This window comes from Marinithermofilum abyssi (assembly GCF_014641195.1).
Taxonomy (GTDB): Bacteria; Bacillota; Bacilli; order Thermoactinomycetales; family DSM-45169; genus Marinithermofilum; species Marinithermofilum abyssi.
Genome location: NZ_BMHQ01000005.1, coordinates 269,891 through 289,375 on the forward strand (window position 1 = coordinate 269,891; position 19,485 = coordinate 289,375).

The window sequence follows — 19,485 nt, forward strand, 5'->3', positions numbered from 1 at the left end:
CCTTGCTTCTTCTAAAAAGAGCACAGCCGATCAAATCCAAGGGTCAGCCCTTCTTTGGACTATTCCGGGTAGCTTCCGCCTCTGCCGCCGCTTCCGAGGGACTTTTCCCCACCTGGAGGGCCATCCCGGCCGCCAACGCCCCTTCCACAAAGGGGGCATCGACGACGGTCATCCCGTATCCCTGGGCTGTCAGCATCTCCGCTGCCATCTCCGCATTCATTAAGGCACTACCCAGATCAAACAAGAGAATCACGTTCTCCAAGTCACTGGACAGGACCGCCTGCTCGATCGCTTTGGCCCTGGTGCCCAATCCGCCGTTTCCGTCCCCGGCGGTAATCAGGATGGGCACCTCCCGCGCCATTGCGGAAACCAGCTCACGGGTTCCCCGGGCCAACGCTTCGCTGTGCGAAACCAACAGCAGTCCCGTTTTCATGGCCTTCCCCCCGGGTTGGAGACGGTATCGTGAAGGGCTTCAAACAGAAGAACCGTCGACTCCGCTCCGGGGTCCCGGTGACCGATGCTCCGTTCCCCCAGGTAGGCAGCCCTCCCTTTCGTCGCCTGAAGCTCAATGATTTCCTCCGCTTTTTTTCGGGCCGCTTCCAAAAGGCGCAACGCCAGGGTGGCTTCCTCCGGCTCCTTCTTTTCGGCGGCTTCGGTCACGGCCAACCAAACATCGTACATCGTTTTCTCCCCACCGTTCACCCTTCCGCGCTGTCCAATGCCTTCACAACCCGCCTTCAGCAGCCCCGGCCAGTCGTCCTTGCCGATCTGTTCTTTTCCTCTAAGCACCGCGGACATACGCAAAAATGCCGTTCCATAAAGAGGCCCCGAAGCCCCTCCCACTTTAGAAATCAGCGTTCGGCTGACCAGGAGGAAAATATCGGACACCCCTCCGTCAAACGTCTCCATCTCGTTTCCGATCGCTTTCCAGCCCCGTGCCAGGTTGACCCCGTGATCCCCGTCCCCGACGGCTGAATCCAAGTCCGTCAACTCGTTTTTCTTCTCCAAGATCCGGTCCGCATAACGGCGGAACCAGTGTTTTACCTCGATGGCGTTCAATCTCCAAACCTCCTGATCGTGGGTGTATCCACGGGTTGTGCCAGAAGCTTCTCCAATTCCTCATCCAGTTGGATCATCGTGAGTGAAAAGCCGGCCATATCCAATGAGGTCATATATTCCCCCACCCAGGACTCGGCCACCCCGATCTCTTTTTCGGCAAGGTAAGCCATCAGCTCCCGATGGACCACATGCAGCTCCATCAACGGAGTCGAGCCCATTCCGTTCACCATCACCGCCACTCGCTCCCCGGACCGGAAAGGCACATCCTTCACGATCTGCTCCGCCAGGGTTCGGGTCAATTCGGAAGCGGAAAGTAGGCGGGTCCGTTCCACACCCGGTTCCCCATGGATCCCGATTCCAATTTCGATCTCATCCTCCCCCAAGGTGAAACTCGGTTTTCCCGATTCGGGGAGGGTGCAGGGAGTAAGGGCCACCCCCATGCTTCGCACCCGGGCAATCGCCTTTTCGGCGATTTCTTTCACTTCCCGGAGAGTGGCGCCCGTTTCCGCTTTCGCCCCGGCGAGCTTGTGTACAAACAGGGTGCCGGCGATTCCCCGCCGCCCGGAGGTATGGGTGCTGTCCTCCACTGCCACGTCATCATTGACCACAACCTGCTCCACTTGAATCCCTTCCGCCTCGGCCAATTCGGCCGCCATTTCGAAATTGAGTACGTCTCCGGTGTAGTTCTTCACAATACAAAGAACGCCTTTTCCGCTGTCCACCGCTTTGATTGCTTCCAGAATCCGGTCCGGTGTGGGAGAAGTGAACACTTCTCCGGCCACGGCCGCGTCCAACATCCCCTTCCCCACGTATCCGCCGTGGGCCGGTTCGTGACCACTGCCCCCTCCACTGACCAACCCCACTTTCCCAGCCACCGGGGCATCGGCCCGTACCAGCACGCCCGTCCCCTCCAAAAGACGAAGACGGCCGGGAGCGGCCTGAACCATCCCTTCCAACATTTCCTCAACGATCTGTTCGGCTTGATTCATCACTTTTTTCACCGCAGATCCCCCCTGTTGATGTGTTCATTGACGATAACGATACGCGGACTTTCTTCTGCTTCACCTCTGCAAACTCCTTCGGGGGGCGTTTTTAAGTCGAAGCAATCCTACAGGTTTGTCATCAATCTGAGCCCGCTGAAAACATCAGCGGGCTGTTTGCACCCTATCAGAGAGACATTCCGATTCAAAACGGCTTAAGGCTTGATCCAGTACTTCCAGCGCTTCGTCCATTTGCTGTTGATTTACCGTTAACGGCGGAATCATCCGAATCACTTCTCCACAGTTACCGCACAGGTAGAAGAGGACGCCCTGGTCCAGGGCATGGTTCAACACCCGCAAGACTCCTTCCCCATCGGGTTCACCGGTGAACGGATGGATCAACTCCACACCGATCATCAAACCAATGCCGCGGACATCCTTGACAGCCGGATGCCGCTCTTGTATTCCCTTCAACCTCTCGAAAGCATAGCTTCCCATTCGCCGGGCATTTTCCAGGAGATTTTCTTCCTTGATGATTTCCAATGTGGCCAACGCTGCGGAGCAAGCGAGGGGATTGCCGCCGAAGGTGGTCCCATGGCTCCCCATCGGCCACTGTTTCATGAGTTCTTTAGACGCAACGGTGGCACTCAGCGGAAGTCCGGAAGCGATCCCCTTGGCGATCGCCATGATATCCGGGGTGACCCCCAGGCTTTGAGCGGCAAACCACTCCCCGGTTCGGCCAAAGCCGGTTTGTACCTCGTCAAAGATGAGAAGAATCCCGTGTTCATCGCATATCTCCCGCACCTTTTGCACCCAAGCTCTGGGGGGGATGATGTAGCCTCCCTCCCCCAGCACCGGCTCCATGATGAAGCAAGCTACCTCTTCCGGAGGTATTTGGTGGGCAAACAACCTCTCCCCTTGAAGTTCCAACTTCCGAACACAATCGGCTGCTGGATCCTTCCGGGGCGGACAGTCCGCCGGATTGGCATAAGGCAATTGGTAGACAAGACTCATCGGCTGTTGGTACTTGCGATACTTGCTTTTGGAGGTGCTGACACTCAGCGCTCCCATGGACCGTCCGTGAAAGCAGCCCGTAAAGGAAACGACACCTGGCCGTTTGGTAACATATTTAGCCAGTTTAATAGCCCCTTCTATCGCCTCCATCCCGCTGTTGGAAAAGAAAAAGCAGTCCAGTCCCTCCGGCAGCACCCGTGCCAATTCATCCGCCAAACGTACAATCGATTCATAGACGACGACTCCGATGGGGCCGTGGACCAGTTGATCCGCTGCCTGTTTGATCGCATGTACCACTTTGGGGTGTCGATGTCCGGTGTTGGCAACAGCTATCCCTGAAGTAAAATCGAGATACCTCCTGCCGTCTGCACCGTGGAAATAGCAACCTTCTGCTTTTTCCACCGGCAGATTAGGATGATCTTTGGCCATGCTGGGAGCAAACCGGTCCTCCATGTTTAAAAGCAACTCTGTCCAATGCGCAGTCACGTTGAAGCACCTTCCGTATGCTTTGAAGCGGCTTTTTTATTGCAAGCGATCAAGGTGATAAATTCATAGACGATATTGGCGGCTGCCAGGGCCGTGATCTGTCCGTGATCGTATGACGGAAGCACCTCCACCAGATCAAAGCCTACAAACTTCAGCCCTTTTAACCCGCGAACCAGCTCCAAGGCCTGATGGATGGAAGGGCCGGCTACCTCCGGAGTCCCCGTACCGGGCGCATAAACAGGATCCAGGAAGTCAATATCAAACGAGAGGAACAGCGGACCGGTTCCTGTCCGTTTCCGAATTCGTTCCACCATGGTTGCCGTACCCATTTGAAGCAGGTCATTAGTACTGTATACGGCAAATCCCAAATCCCTGGCCGCCTGCAAATCATCCGGACCGTACAACGATCCCCGCATCCCCACCTGAATAGAACGGGCAGGGTCGATCAACCCCTCTTCCATCGCTCGGCGAAAGGGCGTCCCATGATTGTATTTCTCGCCGAAGTAGCTGTCCCAGGTATCGCTGTGGGCATCGAAGTGAACCAAGCCCACTTTTCCGTAAACCCGGGCTACAGCCCGCAATTCTCCCAAGGTGATGGAATGATCCCCGCCCAGGACAATGGGGATAATCCCCTGTTCCAATATCGGGGACAGCCCTTCGACCATTCGGTCGTAGGAAGGTCGGATATAGCCCGGCACCACGGGCAGATCCCCGTAATCCACTCCCGATACATAATCGAACAGGGAGAGATCCTGCTCTACATTGTAGGGTCGGAGGAGCACCGAGGCATCCCGAATGGCCTGGGGACCGAACCGCGTCCCGACCCGATAGGAGCCGCCTGTATCAAAAGGGATTCCCGTCACCACAAAATCCATCCCTTGATCCAGTGTCTCTTTGTAGGGTAAACGCATAAAGGTACGAACACCGGAAAATCGCGGGGTAGCAAAAGAGTCTGCCGGTTGATACTTTGTCATGGTATCCATTCCTTTCGTTGATCTAGATTGCCTCGGATTTTTTTCCCTGTTCAGCCGGTTGGGGTTTTGCGCCCAATAAGGAGGTTGCGACCAAGATGATCAAACTGCTGACAATGCCGTAGATGATCGGATCGGTCGAGGTGATTCCTTTGAGAATCAACGTGGCCAATACCACAGCACCGCTCACCAAAATCGACAGCCATACCCCCTGGGAGGTTGCCCGTTTCCAGAAGAATGCCGCCATGACCGGAACGAAGATGGAACCGGACAGGAAGGCATAGGCTACATCCAGCGCGACAATCACATCCTGGATCCATACCGCCATCGTTAAAATAAACACACCCAGTATCACCGTGGTCCATCGTGTCGCTTGTAAAAATTGCTGATCGGTTAGATCCGGACGGAAAAAGCGTTTCCAGATATCGTGAACCAGTAGCGTGGAGGAAGCGAGCAAGGTCCCGCTGGCGGTAGACATCAGCGCCGAAATCACCGCAGCGAGCACAATGCCCAACACCCCCGGCGGCAAAATGGCAGTGGCCAATTTAGGAAAGGCCAATTGCGGATCTTCCAATCCCGGAAGCAGCACCGCCGCTGTCATTCCGATCAGGGTACAAGCCACAGCGAACAGGATGCTGTATACCCCCGCCAATATCGTCCCGTTTTTCGCAACATTCTCGTTTTTAGCGGTAAACAACCGCTGCCAGATATCCTGCCCGATCATCATCCCCAGGAAATACAACAGGAAAAAGGAGAAGATCGTATCCCAGCCAATCGCCGTCACATCAAAATACGATCCTTCCAACCGATTGGAAAGTCCGCTGAACCCGCCTGCTTTGGACCATCCCAAGGGCAGCAGGATAAAAAAGATACCGACGGTCATAATCACGAATTGGATGGAATCCGTCAAAGATACAGACCACATGCCGCCTTTCATGGTATAGAACAGCACAATGCTTCCACCGATGATCATGGACAGATGAAGGTCCCAGCCGAGAATCGCGCTGAGAACGGTGCCGATTCCGATGACTTGGGTCACCGTGACCATGGATGTGTAGATCACCATAATGGCCGCGCTGATCAAACGGCTATGGTGGTGAAACCGCTGTTCCAACAGTTCACTGATACTGACGATTCGGAGTCGGGCGATTCGCTTGGACAAAAACCACCCCAAAAACAGAGTTCCCAGGCCCAGCATGACCACAAGCCAAATGCCGGAGATGCCGAATTGGTATCCCAGCTTCACTGTCCCCACAGTGGAAGCTCCTCCCAGGATAACCGCGGACAAACACGCCATGTACATCCAAACATTGAGCCGCCTGCCGGCTACTAAGTAATCCTCCGTGGATGCCGTCTTCTTGGAACCATATACTCCTACCCATACCAGCACCACGAAGTAGACCCCGATAACCGCGTAATCGATGATCCCCATTCGGTTGCCCCCTCTCAGTAGCACTCCCTCGATTCGCCCTCATAACATGCAAATATGGTGCCAACTTAACGAATCTTGTATTTTTTCAGTTTCCTAACGACCGAAGGTTGACTGATCCCCAGCACTTCTGCCATTTCTAAGGTGGTGCGGCAACGCTGCTTCGCCTGGATCAGCATCTCTTTCTCCACTTGAGCCAACACCGCTTTCAAGGGTTGGTTTTGCCATCCGTTTTCCCGAAAGCTGGACCGCAAATAGGGTGACGGCAAGTTGTCAATGGTGATCATCTCCGAGGAGGAGGTTACTACTAACCTTTCAATCAGGTTCACTAATTCCCGGACATTTCCTTTCCACTCCTGGATGAGAAGGTGATGGATCACATCCTCGTCCAGCTGACGCCGGCGGTCGTATTTTTCATTGAATCGGGATAGGAAATGCCGCATCAGGGGAATCATGTCTTCTTTACGCTCCCGCAGTGGTGGCACCTCAACAGGGACAACATTCAACCGGAAATAGAGATCTTCGCGAAAAGCCCCCTCGGCAACTGCTTTCTCCAAATTTCGGTTGGTAGCCGCGATCAATCGAAAATCCACCTTTCGCGCTTGGGTTCCCCCCACCCGGTAAAACTGCTTTTCCTGGATCAATTTCAGCACCTTGACTTGCTGAGCAGGAGTCAGCTCCCCCACTTCATCCAGAAAGAGTGTCCCACCGTCTGCCAGCTCCACCAGGCCTATTTTGCCTTTTCGGCTGGCTCCGGTAAAGGATCCCGCTTCATATCCAAACAACTCCGCTTCAAACAGGGACTCGGCGATTGCTCCGCAATTCACCTCGATAAAAGGCCCTTTGTGACGAGGGCTTTTTTGGTGAATCCAATGGGCGATCGAGGATTTCCCTACACCGGATTCCCCTAGCAGCAGGACGTTGACGTCCACTTCCGCCACTTGGAGCGCCGTACCGATCACCTGTTTCATTTTGGCACTGTTGGCGATCAGGCCGTCCACCTGAACCTGCTGTTGGCGCAATATCTCCAATTCACTTTTGACACGTTCCATTTCGTCCTTCATTTTGTCCAGATATTTTTGCATCTCTGCCAATTCCGTCACATCATGGGAATAGCTGACGATCCGGACCAACTCCCCCTCTGGATCGAAAACAGGAATTCCTGTAATCAGTAGCTTCTTCCCGTTTTTGGTCGTTTGGATCAAGGTGACCTTCCCCTTTTTTTGGACAACCAACGGGGTCACACAGGGGTGGAAAATCCCCTCTCTTTCCAGGTCATACACGGTACGTCCCAACAGCTCACCAGAAGGCAACCCATAGATGGATCCCGTCAGTTCACTCACTTTCAAAATGGTACCACTTGGATCCGTCACCAAAATATCCTCTTGCAACGAGTGCAAAATCGCTTCGTTCTCATCCCAATGATGCTTAGTCAAGAAACCGCCTCCTTCCATCACCTATCAGCATGCGAATGAATTCACTTTAGAATTTATTATACAAAAATGAATTATGCGAATATAGATCGGATAATAAAAGCCAATCTCCATGAAAAAACAACCCCCGCACCGTTTCACCGATGCGGGGCCAATATTCATCGTTAATTGATAATATGAATGTAGTTGCTGGGTTCGGAAGCGGAGATCGTCCGCTTGCCGTAACCATAGGGAGTATCCCAGTTGTACTCCTCGATGGTTACTTGGCTTCCGTCCACCGCAATCACATAGGCCACGTGGCCGAAACCGCCGCCGCCGTAGTTCCATTGCGCGATGGAGCCGACGGTGGGCTGGTTGTCCACCCGGTATCCGAGGGCACGTGCGTTGTCATCCCAGTGGTTCCCGTTCCCCCAGTGGCCTCCTTTCATGTTGTTGGAGAAATCCACGCCTTTCGCGTTCATCCGCCAAGCTACGAAAGAGGTGCACTGACGGTTGTAGAAGCCCCAGGGATCCACCCCGGAGGTGCTGGCGTTTCGAAGCGGATACAGGGAGGCATCGATATTGATCGCAGCTTCCAACCGGGATTTAATGGATTGTTCACGAGAGTTGAGAGAAGAGAGTTTTTTCTCTGTTTTTTCCATTTCTTTGTTGATCTTTTCGTATTCTGCCCGGGCCTTGTCCGCTTCTTCCTTTTGCTTCTTCTTCATGGCCAACAGCTTCTTCTTCATGGCCATTTTTTTCTCATACAACCGATAATACTGGTCAAACTTATTCCGATCCTGCTTCAGAATAATCCGCAACACTTCGAAGCGTTGCAGGAATTCTTCAAAGGAATCGGCTTCCAGGAGCGCCTCCATCGTACCCATTTCACCTTGTTGGTACATGATGCGGATCCGTTCTTTAAAGACAGCGGAAGCCTTGTCCAGGTCTTTTTTGTTCTTCTTCATATCCTTCTCCAAGGCGTTGATTTTCTTGTTGGTATCCGCCATCTTCTTTTCCAAATCAGTTACTTTCTTTTTGATAGGCGCAATCTTTTTCTCCAACTCATCAATCGACTTTTGTACTTCATCCTGTTGTTCGTTGATATCTTTCAATTCTTGCTTGCTTTGGCTTGTGGATTCCGCATGAGCAAACTGCGGCGGAAGTGCACTGAAAGCCAAAGTGGATGCTACTACAGTAGCTACTAACTTGCGTTTCATAATCCCTCTCCCTACGTGAGATTTTTATGTAATAATCTCAACCTCCGACTTTTATACCAAATCCGTTCCAGTCTGTCCAATATCCAACTACCAAGGATTTTACTCGAAAATAACAGGATCCTCGGCAGATCATAAGGACAGAAGTCCATATCGAGCGGGAGATGATTTTATGTAGCGAGAACCCCAGTTATCCCGATTCTTTAATTTAGGGATGTTTTTCCATGACCACCTCCTCGTTTTCTATCTATACTATGAAAAAAGAACAGCGAGATGGCAATGGGAAGAAAGACGTATTTTCGGCGGATTTGCTCAAGAAATTCATAACCCCCCTGCCTACCGCTGGGGGTTAGATGGACGACAAGCCGATTGAAACCTGGCAAAAATCTCTTCTTTGTCAGTAAAAATACCCCCGGCTGTAAGCACCGGGGGTGAGTTGTTCTATACTCAAGGAAAGGAATACCATCCGTTGATCAGCTGTCCAGCTTTTTCTTCTTCAGGTACCAGTCTGTTCCGTTCAGGTCGCCTTCGAGACGCTTTTTGAGGCCTTCGTAGTTGGTCGGAGCAGGTTCCACCACTTCATCACCCGGCTGCCAGTCGGCCGGAGCAGCAACAGCATGTTTGTCGGCGGTTTGCAATGCATCCACCAGACGCAGCACTTCGTCGATATTGCGGCCCACATTCAGCGGGTAGTAGATGATAGCGCGGATCACTTGCTTGTCATCGATCACAAAGACGCAACGGACCGTTACCGTTTCGTTGGCACCGGGATGAATCATTCCGTATTTTTGAGCCACTTCGGTGGTCAGGTCGGCGATTACCGGGAAGGGAATTTCCACACCCATTTTTTCACGGATGTTGTTTACCCACGCCAAGTGAGAGGAGATGCTGTCTACACTGAGCCCCAACAGTTGCACATTGCGTTGAGCAAACTCGTCATTCCGTTTGGCAAAACCAATGAACTCCGTGGTGCACACCGGAGTGAAATCTGCCGGATGGGAGAAAAGAAGCACCCATTTGCCTTTGTAATCGGAGAGGCTGACTTCTCCAAAGGTGGTTTTAGCGGTAAATTGCGGAGCCGGATCTCCGATTTTCGGAATTGCCGGAGTTGCTGCGACTTGCGTTTCCACTGCCATCATACATTCCTCCTTACAGGTTCTCATCCTGTATTTACACAATCCCTTATGTATCACCCAAATAGAAACTGGATGGACTGGATTGTGTGCAAACCTTTCCTGGCCAGGTAAAACTGAAAACAAGTAAACCCAATCAATTTACTAGGTTTTTATGTGTTTCTTGTATTCTACTCATTTTTCTGACCTTTTGTCAACGATTTTTTATTTGATTTTTTTCGAAAAACGGGATGGGCGCGTTGAAAACCGCTCTCGTTCTCTTGACACTCCCACGCCTGAGACATGGGATTCTTGGTTCTTCCTGCCGACTCTTGCTGTCCCGGCATGCGGTGTTCCCCACACCGGGATCTCAATGCGGCGAAAAACATCCTCAACGAGAATTTAAGCCCGGACTATTAAGAGGGGGCACCCCCTCCCTTGTCCGACGCTTGCTTTCATCCCAACCCGAAAGGGCTGGGTTTTCTCGCTCGCTATTTATAATTGCCGATTCTGGCTTTTGGTCACCCTTTCCCGCGATCTCGCGTATGGGCGACTATCCCCTCGGCCTCCACCCTTGACAGGCTGGACGTCGGTATTACGTTCACCCCTTATAGCAAACTTCATTGCATTCTTCGTTCTGCGATTATGTTTAAGTCAACGACTCACCGTTGAAATGGTGAGCTTGTAACTATCCAGTCATGCAAGCGTCTTTCGACTCTGACCTTGAATTGATGTTACATCAGGGCAGGTTGACAGCTACCCGCACCGCACCAGTCATGCTGATGCAGTTTTCCTGCACAAAGGTACTCAATTCCCTTACGGTGCAGATTCATGGCTCCAATCCGATCATCATTTGAGGTGTACCCACATGTACGGCATTGGAAGACATGTTTCTGCTTATTACGGTTCGCCTTCTCTGTATGTCCGCACTTGGGGCAGGTTTGGGATGTATAGGCAGGATCAACAGTGACTACGGTAGAGAGATTCAACTTTGCCTTATATTCAACCATTTGCCGTAGTTGATGGAACGCCCAACTGACGGAATACCAACGATCCTTCTTACGAACCTTTTCAGTTGCAGAGCGAACACCTTCTAAATCTTCTAAGACGATTAGGCTGTTTTTACCAGCATGTTGAACGAGTGCCTTTGATACCGCATGATTAATATGCGTCATCCAACGGTTTTCTCGATCACCGATCTTCTTTAATCGTCTTCGAGCAGAAGCTGTTCCTCTCTGTTGGAGAGATTTAAGGGTACGTCTATACTGACATCGCTTATCTTTGATATAGCGACCTTTGAAAAAACAGTTTGATCTTTGGAATCAAATGTTGTAGCTAAGAAGTTTAATCCAAAATCAACACCTACAACATTTCGCACTTCATTCAAGTCAGCATCATGAACCTCTTTAGTCATGGGAATATGCAAGAAGAATTCCCCTTTCTTAGAGATAAGTTTTGCTGTACCAAACGACCAACTACCATCAAAGAAATGTTCCATCCCTTTCATTTCATAAGGAACTTTCACACGACCTTCTAAGGTATTTACAGAGAACATTCCACCAACTAAGGAATAGTCTCGATTCCAAACCAAATCATACACAGGCCGTTTGTATTTCACTAAAGACCAATCATGACCATTTTCTTTGGCTGACCTGTAACTTGCAATGACGGTTTTCATTACGGATTGAGCCATTTGAGAGCGAAGTCCAAAAGTAGAACGAAGCTCTACATAAGTCATCTTGTGTAATTTTGTTTGAACGAGATTTTTGGTTTCATAGACAATATTAGAAACATAGTTGCATCCGGTCTTGTAGGCGTGTGAAGTTTGAGCAAGTAGGTCTTTCTGTTCTTCTGTCACATGGATTTTAAGCTTGGCCGTAATGGTGATTTGCATGTGTTTCACCTCCTCTTACATGAAACTAACATAACATATTTTAGTGAAAGTAAAGGAGATTATCATTTTTTGAAGGGAGGTACGACAGGAGAAAAGATTGTTGCTCTAAGCATCCCCACAAGGTAGATACTGAGCAACACCGATTCCTCTACGCCAATGAATTGGCGAGTCTCCTGTCGGCAATTCTCATGAAAAAAAACCGAACCGTTCCATTGCCTCTGTCTGTCGTACCTTTTCTTGTTTCCATCATGGGGTTGATCGCTGCAATAAAATTGATAAAAGCCCCCTTGTATTCTGGTCTTGTGGCAGGATGGCTGACAGCCGTAGTGATATCCCTTTTCCATGGAGGATCATTTAGGTCAGTGGTCCGGGCGACGTCTCAAGGAATGAAGAGCACTTTTTTCGTTGTCGCCATTCTCTTGCTGATCGCTGGGATCATCTCGGCATGGCTTGCATCTGGGACGGTCCCGGCCATGATTTACTATGGGATACAATTGATTCACCCCAAGTTTCTTGTTGTAACCGCTTTTTTACTCGCAGCGGTCTCATCGATGACACTGGGCTCTTCTGTGGCGACCCTCTCCACCATGGGGGTTGCTATCGCAGGGATGGCACACGTTTTTAATCTGTCCCCCGCACTCATCGGAGGTGCCCTCATCTCCGGGGCGATGGTTGGGGATCGCACATCGCCCGTTTCAGGAACGTTTCACTTGGTTGCCCATATGACAGAAACCAAAGCGGAAGATAATTACAAACCAATGTGGCAGACGGGAATACCGATGATCGTCCTATGTATCCTTCTCTTCTCTTGCCTTGGGTACGGCAAAACATTCGGGAGTCTTCATCCCATGAGTCATCCTATACTGAAAGAATTAATCCTACATGTTCAGATGCCCTGGTACGTATTGATCCCTCCTATTCTGGTGCTCATTTTGGCCATGTTTCGTGTTTCTATTCTGCTGAATCTCGGGATCGGCACCGTATTGGGGATCCTCTTCGCCGTCACGCTACAAGGCGATTCGTGGCTCTCGGTTTTACGTTCTCTGTGGCTCGGATATGATCTTCAAGTGAACGGACAAGCATTGCTCCATGGCGGAGGTATCTGGCCGATGTTCAATGAGGTTTTACTGATTGTCGCGGCGGGGGCTTTAAACGGGGTCATGGAGGAAAGTGGTATGTTGCATGCGATCCTTGATTCGTTACTTCAGCGCATCCGTTCGAAAAGCGGATTGATCGGCGCGACTGTCTTACTAAGTATCTCTATGTCATTACTGGCATGCAATCAGTCATTATCCGTGATTGTGCCGGGACGAACTCTTCGTTCCTCATATGAGAAGCTGGGAGTTCCTTCTCGTTATCTGGTAAGGAGTTTAGCGGACTCGGGTGTCGTCGTTTCACCGCTGATCCCTTGGAATTTGCATGGCATCCTCTGTTCAGCGGCTATGGGTATACCGACACTCGTCTACTTCCCGTATGCTTTCTTTTTGTGGGGATTGCCCATTATAACCCTTCTGCTCGCCTTGCGACCAACTAAGATGTCCTTCGGAAGGCATCGGTATGAGCATTTCGGGTAGGTCCGGTATACGCGCGATATCTACGGTTAGACAGTAGTACACATGGATTCTCCCCATTATTCCGTGCCTTCCAGACATAGATTCGCGGGATGAATAACCGCGAATGTATGTAATCGGACATCCTGATGTTAAAGAGATTTACTTTTTATCCCATTTGAAACCGTATCGTTTACATATATCTCAGACTACCCCTACTTTGGAGAACTCTTGGTTAAACTTCTTTCAAATAGGTCGATGATTTGCAAAAACCGCTCAGCTTCACGAAAAACATGGTCGGCCAATAGGGGGTGGATGATGCTTTTAATCCGACAAGCCTCGATTAATTCCCGCGCCGTCTTTTTAAAGTCCCGCAATGACTTAACGGATACCCTATTTTGATCTAGAAACTGATCGAGCAAAGGAACCGTTTGTGATTGGGGTCTCATGGACTCTAGATCTTTGGCCTGGAATAACAACTGGTCAAAATCATGGCTGAACTCCCGGGCCTGTTCAACCAGTTTTCTTTCCGAAGGATCCAGAAGATGTCCGATAAATTTAGCATGATCGGCCATGATTCGCAGGAAAAATACATTTTCATCGATGATCGCATCGGGAAGAGGCTCAAGTCTTCCTTGATTCAGTTCTTCCAATCGATTTCTAAAATAAGCTGCTTCTCGACTCACATGATCCACTAACAAGGGAAAGTTGTTTCCTCCGGGAAGTTGACATTGCAAAATCAAACCCAAGACTTTTCTTTTAAACGCCCAAATGAGAGAAGCCGCTCGATGAACTTTCATATTAAAATTGCTGATTTGTTCGGGATCCGCTTCTGTAGAAAAGTCATGAGCTTGATTTTCGATTCTTTCGAAAAGGGAGAAAAAATAATTCGCTTCGTTAATCAGCTGCGTATCTTCACATCGAAATCCAAGCTTTAAAAACAACGAATGTTCCTTCATAATACGCGACCAAAATCGAATCTCATCAAGCGAACGTACCACAAAACCATTTGTCAACGGGTATGCCCCCTAATCTTTAATTTGTACAAATTATGTACGAATACCCAGGTTGATGAATGCCTCAGAGTTGCTTGAAGAGTTTTTTGTCAGGCACGCCCTATACCCTCGCTATTTATCCGTTCCTTTCATGAAGCCAAACCGGATATTGTAGCCTACATTGACCGACCTCATTCTACGCTAGCTATCTATCTCCAAAAGAATTCCGTCAATCTCTTACTTCAAATGTCACTTAATTGTCTGGACTTTTGAGGTTCATTACGTACAGATATGATTGGGAGTTACACTTTTGCACTTTATATCGACTTTTAATAGACAAAAAAAGCTGGGAACTCCCCAGCTTTTCTTTGTTGCGGGCGATTGGCCACTCCCTGGAATGGAATAAGCGTAAAGCGGATGTATCTGAGTGACTTACTTCCTCCCCGAACAACGTAGCCTTTATTACGTAACCGTACTTATTGACGAGGGTTTTATTCTTTCACTTTGCTTAAGCAATGTTCACATTGTGTAATATACGATGGGGCCATTTGAATACCACAGTCGACACAAATCATTTGTTTACTGTTCTCCGTTTTTTTACATCTTTGCTTTGCCATAATCTATCCTCCTTCGTACCGCTCGCTTTAATTGTATCACAACAGATATCCTTATGTTGATTTTATTATATAACAGAGCCTTTTTAATTGGAACCCCTAAAATTGCTGGGTACTATGGCAGTACCGATTCGAATAGCACCAGCTACCTCTGAAAGGAGTTGGATGATTATTTGCCCATAGGCTAGGGAGCATTGCATTCAGGTTCTTAAGGATTGTGCTGAGATCTGCTCCATGGCTTCCCGGTTTATGTCCCGAAAAAGTGAAGTATACGCGACGGTTTGTGAGGCGTGCGCGCAGGAATGCCAAATTTAAAGGTGAGCACTGCCAAAAATGCGCGGATCTCTGTCGGCAATGTGCGACCGAATGCCGGAAGATGGCTGCTTAACCACTACAACCCAAATACCCCAATCCCCTTTACTGACGGGGATTAGGGTATTTTGGGTTGGGTAACTTTGTGAGTCTAGACTGGAATTGTTTTCTGCTTAAAAGGAATAGGCTTATTTTTTCAGTAAGGTTTCCACCGCACTTTCCGCGCTTTCTGATAACGGTGATCGACGGCTGGCCAATGAACAACATGCCACCAGGCTTGGATGTATTTTTTTCTGTTGTCGTTGTATTTGAGATAATACGCATGTTCCCATACGTCCAGCACCAGCAGCGGAATAACATCCCACTGAGTTAAGTTTTGATGTTTTTCCGCTTGTAAGATCTCCAGACGGCGGGACCTGGGTGACCAGACCAGGATGGCCCAACCGCCCCCTTCCACTTTTTCAGCCGCATTGGAAAAATGCTTTTTAAAGGCTTCAAAACTCCCGAAATCCTTTCGGATCTGCTGTTTGAGATCGCCTTCCGGTTCACCGCCTCCCCGGGGGTTCATGATATTCCAGAAAATAGTATGGAGGTAGTGGCCTGCCCCGTTGAACGCGGCTTCCCGCTCCCAGTGCTTGATCAGATTGAAATCCCCGGTTTTTCGGGCCTGGGCCATCATCGTTTCCGCTTTGTTGAGACCTTCCACATAGCTTTTGTGGTGTTTATCGTGGTGAAGCCGCATCGTCTTTTCATCGATGTACGGTTCCAGTGCATCGTAAGGATAAGGGAGCGGCGGGAGAACGTGTTTTCCTACTGGGACATACCTTTCCCCTCCCTCTTCCGATTCGGTGGACGGTTCTTCCGAGTTTTGAACGGCATTGTTCAATGTCGGTGCCCCTTTGACGTGCCGTGAACATTTTCTGTGAAGTTGACACGCCTTTTGATACAGCCAATTAAGTTGATCCAGAGTAGCAGCAGGGATAGCGGCGGCTCGTTCCAAATACCCCAGTTCGGACAGGAAACGGTTTCGTTCTTCTGCCTGGAAAATTCCATCCTCGCAAACAATCAAAAAATGTCGGGTGTTTCGGACGATGTCAGTAATCTTCTGTCTGATGTTCCCTTTATCAGGGTCCGAATAAATGAACATGTATATTTTCCCCCATAAAAAGATCACGGAATCTTATACAGTATACGGAGAACAAAGGGAGCTCGTGCCTTCGGCCTTTGGCTTCCATCTTTCGGTGTCAATGATGAGTCCTTCGCATATATTTCACTTAACCTAATATGCCCAGTGACAGGGTTGCTGTTAGAACACCGCCCGGGAGGTGGACGCCTCCTTTCCGCATAATTAGGCGGTCACCATCCGCGATGGGGAACCGGATACCACTCGGCACAAGCCAAAATCAAGGCCGGACGGGCTGAAGGAATTGGGGAAGCGGATCACGGAGAAGATGAAACCCATCACTCCCCATCGATGATCATCAACTTTACGTGTGAGCGCCCCTTAATGGATAGGGCGTGATGATACGCATAGCCAAGGATAACAACCATCTTCCTTCTTCGATAAGTGAGATATCCTAATTTCCCTATGCCCATTCTTATTTTCTAGATCCATATCCTATACAAAATCAAGGGTGAAGAATACATTGACACTGTAGGTTGCAAACACGAATGGAAAGGAGAGAGATCATTGGCCAACCAAGTTTTTCTTAGTGTTATTGCTCCAAACAAAGCAGTAAAACACGGTAAAATCGTTTATAAAACGATAACAATACCGAAATACCCTATGAAAAAACCTAAAATTTAAATATAGTATAAAGGGTTGAATATGGCGAAGGGAATCAAATACACTGGCTCCGTTCAGTTATCTTTTAGCTCCCGATAAAAAAACCAGAGCTCACCAACGATGGGCTCCGGTTTTTTTATGATGGAGATACCTATAAATCCCTGCATTGTTCGGTTTCGCCCAGGTAATGGATGGAGTGATGATTCCTACTACGAGGAAAAAGGCCAAACCGGTTGCAAGAAGACGTTTCGCTCGTTAACTCTCTTCAGTTAGTCAGGTTCTAACGCTTTCGTTTGATCTTCAAATTCTTTTTCAATTGAGTAATCCAAGAGTATACAAAGGTGATGGTGCGACGGGGGCCAGACTTTCGATGTTGTAACCACCAGGCAAGAACGACTGGTCCGAAAACCAGCACCCAATCCTTAACCTCGCGGTAAAAGTCGGTGACATCCATCGTATTCACCTCCTCGGCACAAGGGCTTCCACCAAAACACCTCCTTCCCAGAATATATCCCCTCCTCATCCTCCAAGGACGTGGAAAAGGTAGATCTTGACTTATATATTCCTTCATCCCAGACTGATATTACAAAATTCGGGATAGTTTTTTTACGTATTTTACGTAAGGGATGTATCCCTTTTTCCTTTGTTGAGGGTCTCTTAGTTATGTAAAGCTTATGTCCTTATCTAGCGTCGTCGTAGAATGAATTTACACAAAAGATTTGTGTTACACTCCTCGCTTCATTACTGTTCACTATGAAACAGTAATTTCAACTTTACTGAAATCGATTCGGTTAAATCATTTGCCGAGGCATAAAGACAAAAACCGCTCTCTTCCTTGTGCTGATAAGCGAGAGGACGGTTTTGCATTTTGGTTTCTTCCCGTTTGCAGTTCAATCGGTCCAACGCATAGGTATAGGCTGTCGGTGAAGGTTTATACTGCTTCACGTCATCGACACCAATCAGTCTGAGCTGTAGCAGCAACTAAGTTACCCTCCTGGCGAGAAAGGATATTGGGTATGGAAAGACGACCGGTATATCCCAATACCGGTCGTCTTTCTATGTCAGATCAGCAGATTGAACAGCGTCGGATTTTTGTTGAGTTCCATATACTGAATACCTTTTTCTTCCATGCGACGGATCAGCGGCTCATAATCCTCTTTTCGCTTCAGCTCAATCCCCACCAGAGCGGGACCTTTCTCTTTGCTGTTTCGTTTGATGTATTCAAAGCGGGTGATATCATCATCCGGTCCCAGCACCTCTGCGACAAACTCGCGCAACGCTCCCGCCCGCTGTGGAAAGTTGACGGTAAAATAATGCTTCAAACCTTCATAAATCAGGGAGCGTTCTTGGATCTCCTGCATCCGGTTGATATCATTGTTACCGCCGCTTAGGATGCAGACCACGTTCTTGCCACGGATCTCTTCTTTAAACAAATCCAGTGCGGCGATGGACAAAGCCCCGGCCGGCTCGGCAACGATGGCATTCTCGTTGTAAAGTTCCAAAATCGTCGTACATACTTTTCCCTCCGCCACCGTGACAAACGTGTCCACCATTTCCTTGCAGATCTCGTAGTTGATGCTGCCCACCCGGCGGACAGCTGCTCCGTCCACAAATTTTTCGATCCGTTCCAAGTCAACCACTTGACCGGAATCCACAGAGGCCTTCATCCCAGGGGCTCCGGCCGGCTCCACTCCGATCACCTTGGTGCAGGGACTTAAGCTCTTCACATAGGAAGCCACACCTGCGGCCAGCCCGCCGCCGCCAATGCCGACGAACAAATAGTCCACCGGTTCCGTCACATCGTTCAAAATTTCCAATCCGATGGTTCCCTGCCCGGCGATCGTCATGGGGTCCTCAAAGGGATGAATGAAGGGCATTTCCCTTTCCTCACTCATGCGGAGCGCCTCCGCCAAAGCGTCGTCAAAGGTATCCCCTGTCAGAATCACTTCCACCTGATCGCCGCCAAACCGTTTCACCTGAGTGACTTTCTGGTTGGGTGTGGTATTGGGCATAAAGATCTTGCCGTGGATCTTCAACACTTGACAGGAATACGCCACTCCCTGCGCGTGGTTCCCCGCGCTGGCACAGACGACACCGTTGTTCCGCTTTGCCTCGGGCAGATGCCGGATCGCATTGTAGGCTCCCCGGATTTTAAAAGACCGCACTACTTGCAGGTCTTCCCTTTTCAAAAACAAACGGCAGTCGTACCGATTAGAAAGAACTGCATTGTGCTGCAACGGTGTATGCTGAACGATGTCCTTCAACAAATGGTTGGCAAAAATCACATCTTCGACCGTTACCTTCACTTCCGACTCCTTGGTTGCCTCCACTTCCGATCTTTGTTGCAATGTACATGCCTCCGGTTGCTTTTCGAACCATTATACAACGAACCCCCCGGTATCATGCAATCACTTTTCTCATTGTTTTAATTGACACTCCTACGCCTGAAGACGTGGGATTCTTGGTTCTTCCTGCCGGCTCTTACCGTACAGTCCCCAAGCTGACACCGTGTGTCCCACGGCCAAATACGTTATCCTGCGGGCTTTAATCCTTCCTTGAGGATGTTTTTCGCCGCATTGAGATCCCGGTCGTGGTGAATACCGCATGCGGGACAGGTCCACTCCCGCACGTTCAGCTTTTTCACCTCTTTGTTT

16 protein-coding genes and 2 pseudogenes are annotated in these 19,485 nt (G+C 49.4%); 2 read left to right on the forward strand and 16 right to left on the reverse strand.

What is annotated here, in order from left to right:
• Positions 1-43: 43 nt before the first annotated feature.
• From dhaM to IEW70_RS09020, 10 genes and pseudogenes are all read right to left on the reverse strand, one after another.
• The gene (gene dhaM / locus IEW70_RS08975) at positions 44-433 is read right to left on the reverse strand and encodes a dihydroxyacetone kinase phosphoryl donor subunit DhaM (protein ID WP_188647579.1); all 390 of its coding nucleotides are present in this window, start codon (positions 431-433) and stop codon (positions 44-46) included.
• Positions 430-1,059 carry a dihydroxyacetone kinase subunit DhaL gene (gene dhaL, locus IEW70_RS08980; RefSeq protein WP_188647580.1) on the reverse strand — a complete coding sequence of 210 codons (630 nt, stop codon included), beginning with the start codon at positions 1,057-1,059 and terminating at the stop codon, positions 430-432. Before dhaL ends, dhaM begins: the two co-directional genes overlap by 4 nt.
• Positions 1,056-2,060, reverse strand: a complete 1,005-nt coding sequence (gene dhaK, locus IEW70_RS08985; RefSeq protein ID WP_188647581.1) for a dihydroxyacetone kinase subunit DhaK — start codon at positions 2,058-2,060, stop codon at positions 1,056-1,058. The genes dhaL and dhaK overlap by 4 nt, the downstream gene beginning before the upstream one ends.
• 144 nt (positions 2,061-2,204) lie before the next feature.
• Positions 2,205-3,539, reverse strand: coding sequence for an aspartate aminotransferase family protein (locus IEW70_RS08990; RefSeq protein ID WP_188647582.1), 1,335 nt, complete (start codon positions 3,537-3,539; stop codon positions 2,205-2,207).
• Entirely contained in the window at positions 3,536-4,513 is a 978-nt protein-coding gene (speB, locus tag IEW70_RS08995; RefSeq protein ID WP_188647583.1) for an agmatinase, read from the reverse strand. Before speB ends, IEW70_RS08990 begins: the two co-directional genes overlap by 4 nt.
• 22 nt (positions 4,514-4,535) lie before the next feature.
• On the reverse strand, positions 4,536-5,942 hold the full coding sequence (locus IEW70_RS09000; protein ID WP_188647584.1) for a sodium:solute symporter family protein: 1,407 nt from the start codon (positions 5,940-5,942) through the stop codon (positions 4,536-4,538).
• Positions 5,943-6,007: 65 nt separating this feature from the next.
• Positions 6,008-7,393 (reverse strand): sigma-54 interaction domain-containing protein, encoded by a 1,386-nt coding sequence (locus IEW70_RS09005; RefSeq protein WP_188647613.1) that lies wholly within the window; start codon positions 7,391-7,393, stop codon positions 6,008-6,010.
• 143 nt (positions 7,394-7,536) lie between these two features.
• Positions 7,537-8,571 (reverse strand): CHAP domain-containing protein, encoded by a 1,035-nt coding sequence (locus IEW70_RS09010; protein WP_188647585.1) that lies wholly within the window; start codon positions 8,569-8,571, stop codon positions 7,537-7,539.
• A 470-nt stretch (positions 8,572-9,041) separates the two neighbouring features.
• Positions 9,042-9,704, reverse strand: a complete 663-nt coding sequence (locus IEW70_RS09015) for a peroxiredoxin (protein WP_188647586.1) — start codon at positions 9,702-9,704, stop codon at positions 9,042-9,044.
• 710 nt (positions 9,705-10,414) lie between these two features.
• A pseudogene (locus IEW70_RS09020) lies at positions 10,415-11,574 on the reverse strand (RNA-guided endonuclease TnpB family protein).
• Positions 11,575-11,762: 188 nt separating this feature from the next.
• Between IEW70_RS09020 and IEW70_RS09025 the strand changes: the two are divergent.
• Positions 11,763-13,148, forward strand: a complete 1,386-nt coding sequence (locus tag IEW70_RS09025; RefSeq protein WP_268234845.1) for a Na+/H+ antiporter NhaC family protein — start codon at positions 11,763-11,765, stop codon at positions 13,146-13,148.
• A 191-nt stretch (positions 13,149-13,339) separates the two neighbouring features.
• On the opposite strand, the gene IEW70_RS09030 is transcribed toward IEW70_RS09025, so the two are convergent.
• The gene (locus IEW70_RS09030; protein WP_188647588.1) at positions 13,340-14,140 is read right to left on the reverse strand and encodes a DUF2935 domain-containing protein; all 801 of its coding nucleotides are present in this window, start codon (positions 14,138-14,140) and stop codon (positions 13,340-13,342) included.
• 791 nt (positions 14,141-14,931) lie between these two features.
• Here IEW70_RS09030 and IEW70_RS18695 point away from each other — a divergent pair.
• Positions 14,932-15,121 (forward strand): annotated as a pseudogene (locus IEW70_RS18695) (four-helix bundle copper-binding protein).
• 120 nt (positions 15,122-15,241) lie between these two features.
• Here IEW70_RS18695 and IEW70_RS09040 read toward each other — a convergent pair.
• From IEW70_RS09040 to IEW70_RS09060, 5 genes are all read right to left on the reverse strand, one after another.
• Positions 15,242-16,192, reverse strand: coding sequence for a superoxide dismutase (locus IEW70_RS09040; RefSeq protein ID WP_188647589.1), 951 nt, complete (start codon positions 16,190-16,192; stop codon positions 15,242-15,244).
• A gap of 919 nt (positions 16,193-17,111) precedes the next feature.
• On the reverse strand, positions 17,112-17,285 hold the full coding sequence (locus tag IEW70_RS09045) for a hypothetical protein (RefSeq protein ID WP_188647590.1): 174 nt from the start codon (positions 17,283-17,285) through the stop codon (positions 17,112-17,114).
• A 287-nt stretch (positions 17,286-17,572) separates the two neighbouring features.
• Positions 17,573-17,812 carry a hypothetical protein gene (locus IEW70_RS09050; RefSeq protein WP_188647591.1) on the reverse strand — a complete coding sequence of 80 codons (240 nt, stop codon included), beginning with the start codon at positions 17,810-17,812 and terminating at the stop codon, positions 17,573-17,575.
• Between the two features lie 80 nt (positions 17,813-17,892).
• Positions 17,893-19,161 carry a threonine ammonia-lyase IlvA gene (ilvA, locus tag IEW70_RS09055; RefSeq protein ID WP_188647614.1) on the reverse strand — a complete coding sequence of 423 codons (1,269 nt, stop codon included), beginning with the start codon at positions 19,159-19,161 and terminating at the stop codon, positions 17,893-17,895.
• A gap of 200 nt (positions 19,162-19,361) precedes the next feature.
• On the reverse strand, positions 19,362-19,475 hold the full coding sequence (locus IEW70_RS09060; protein ID WP_373285947.1) for a zinc ribbon domain-containing protein: 114 nt from the start codon (positions 19,473-19,475) through the stop codon (positions 19,362-19,364).
• Positions 19,476-19,485: the final 10 nt, after the last annotated feature.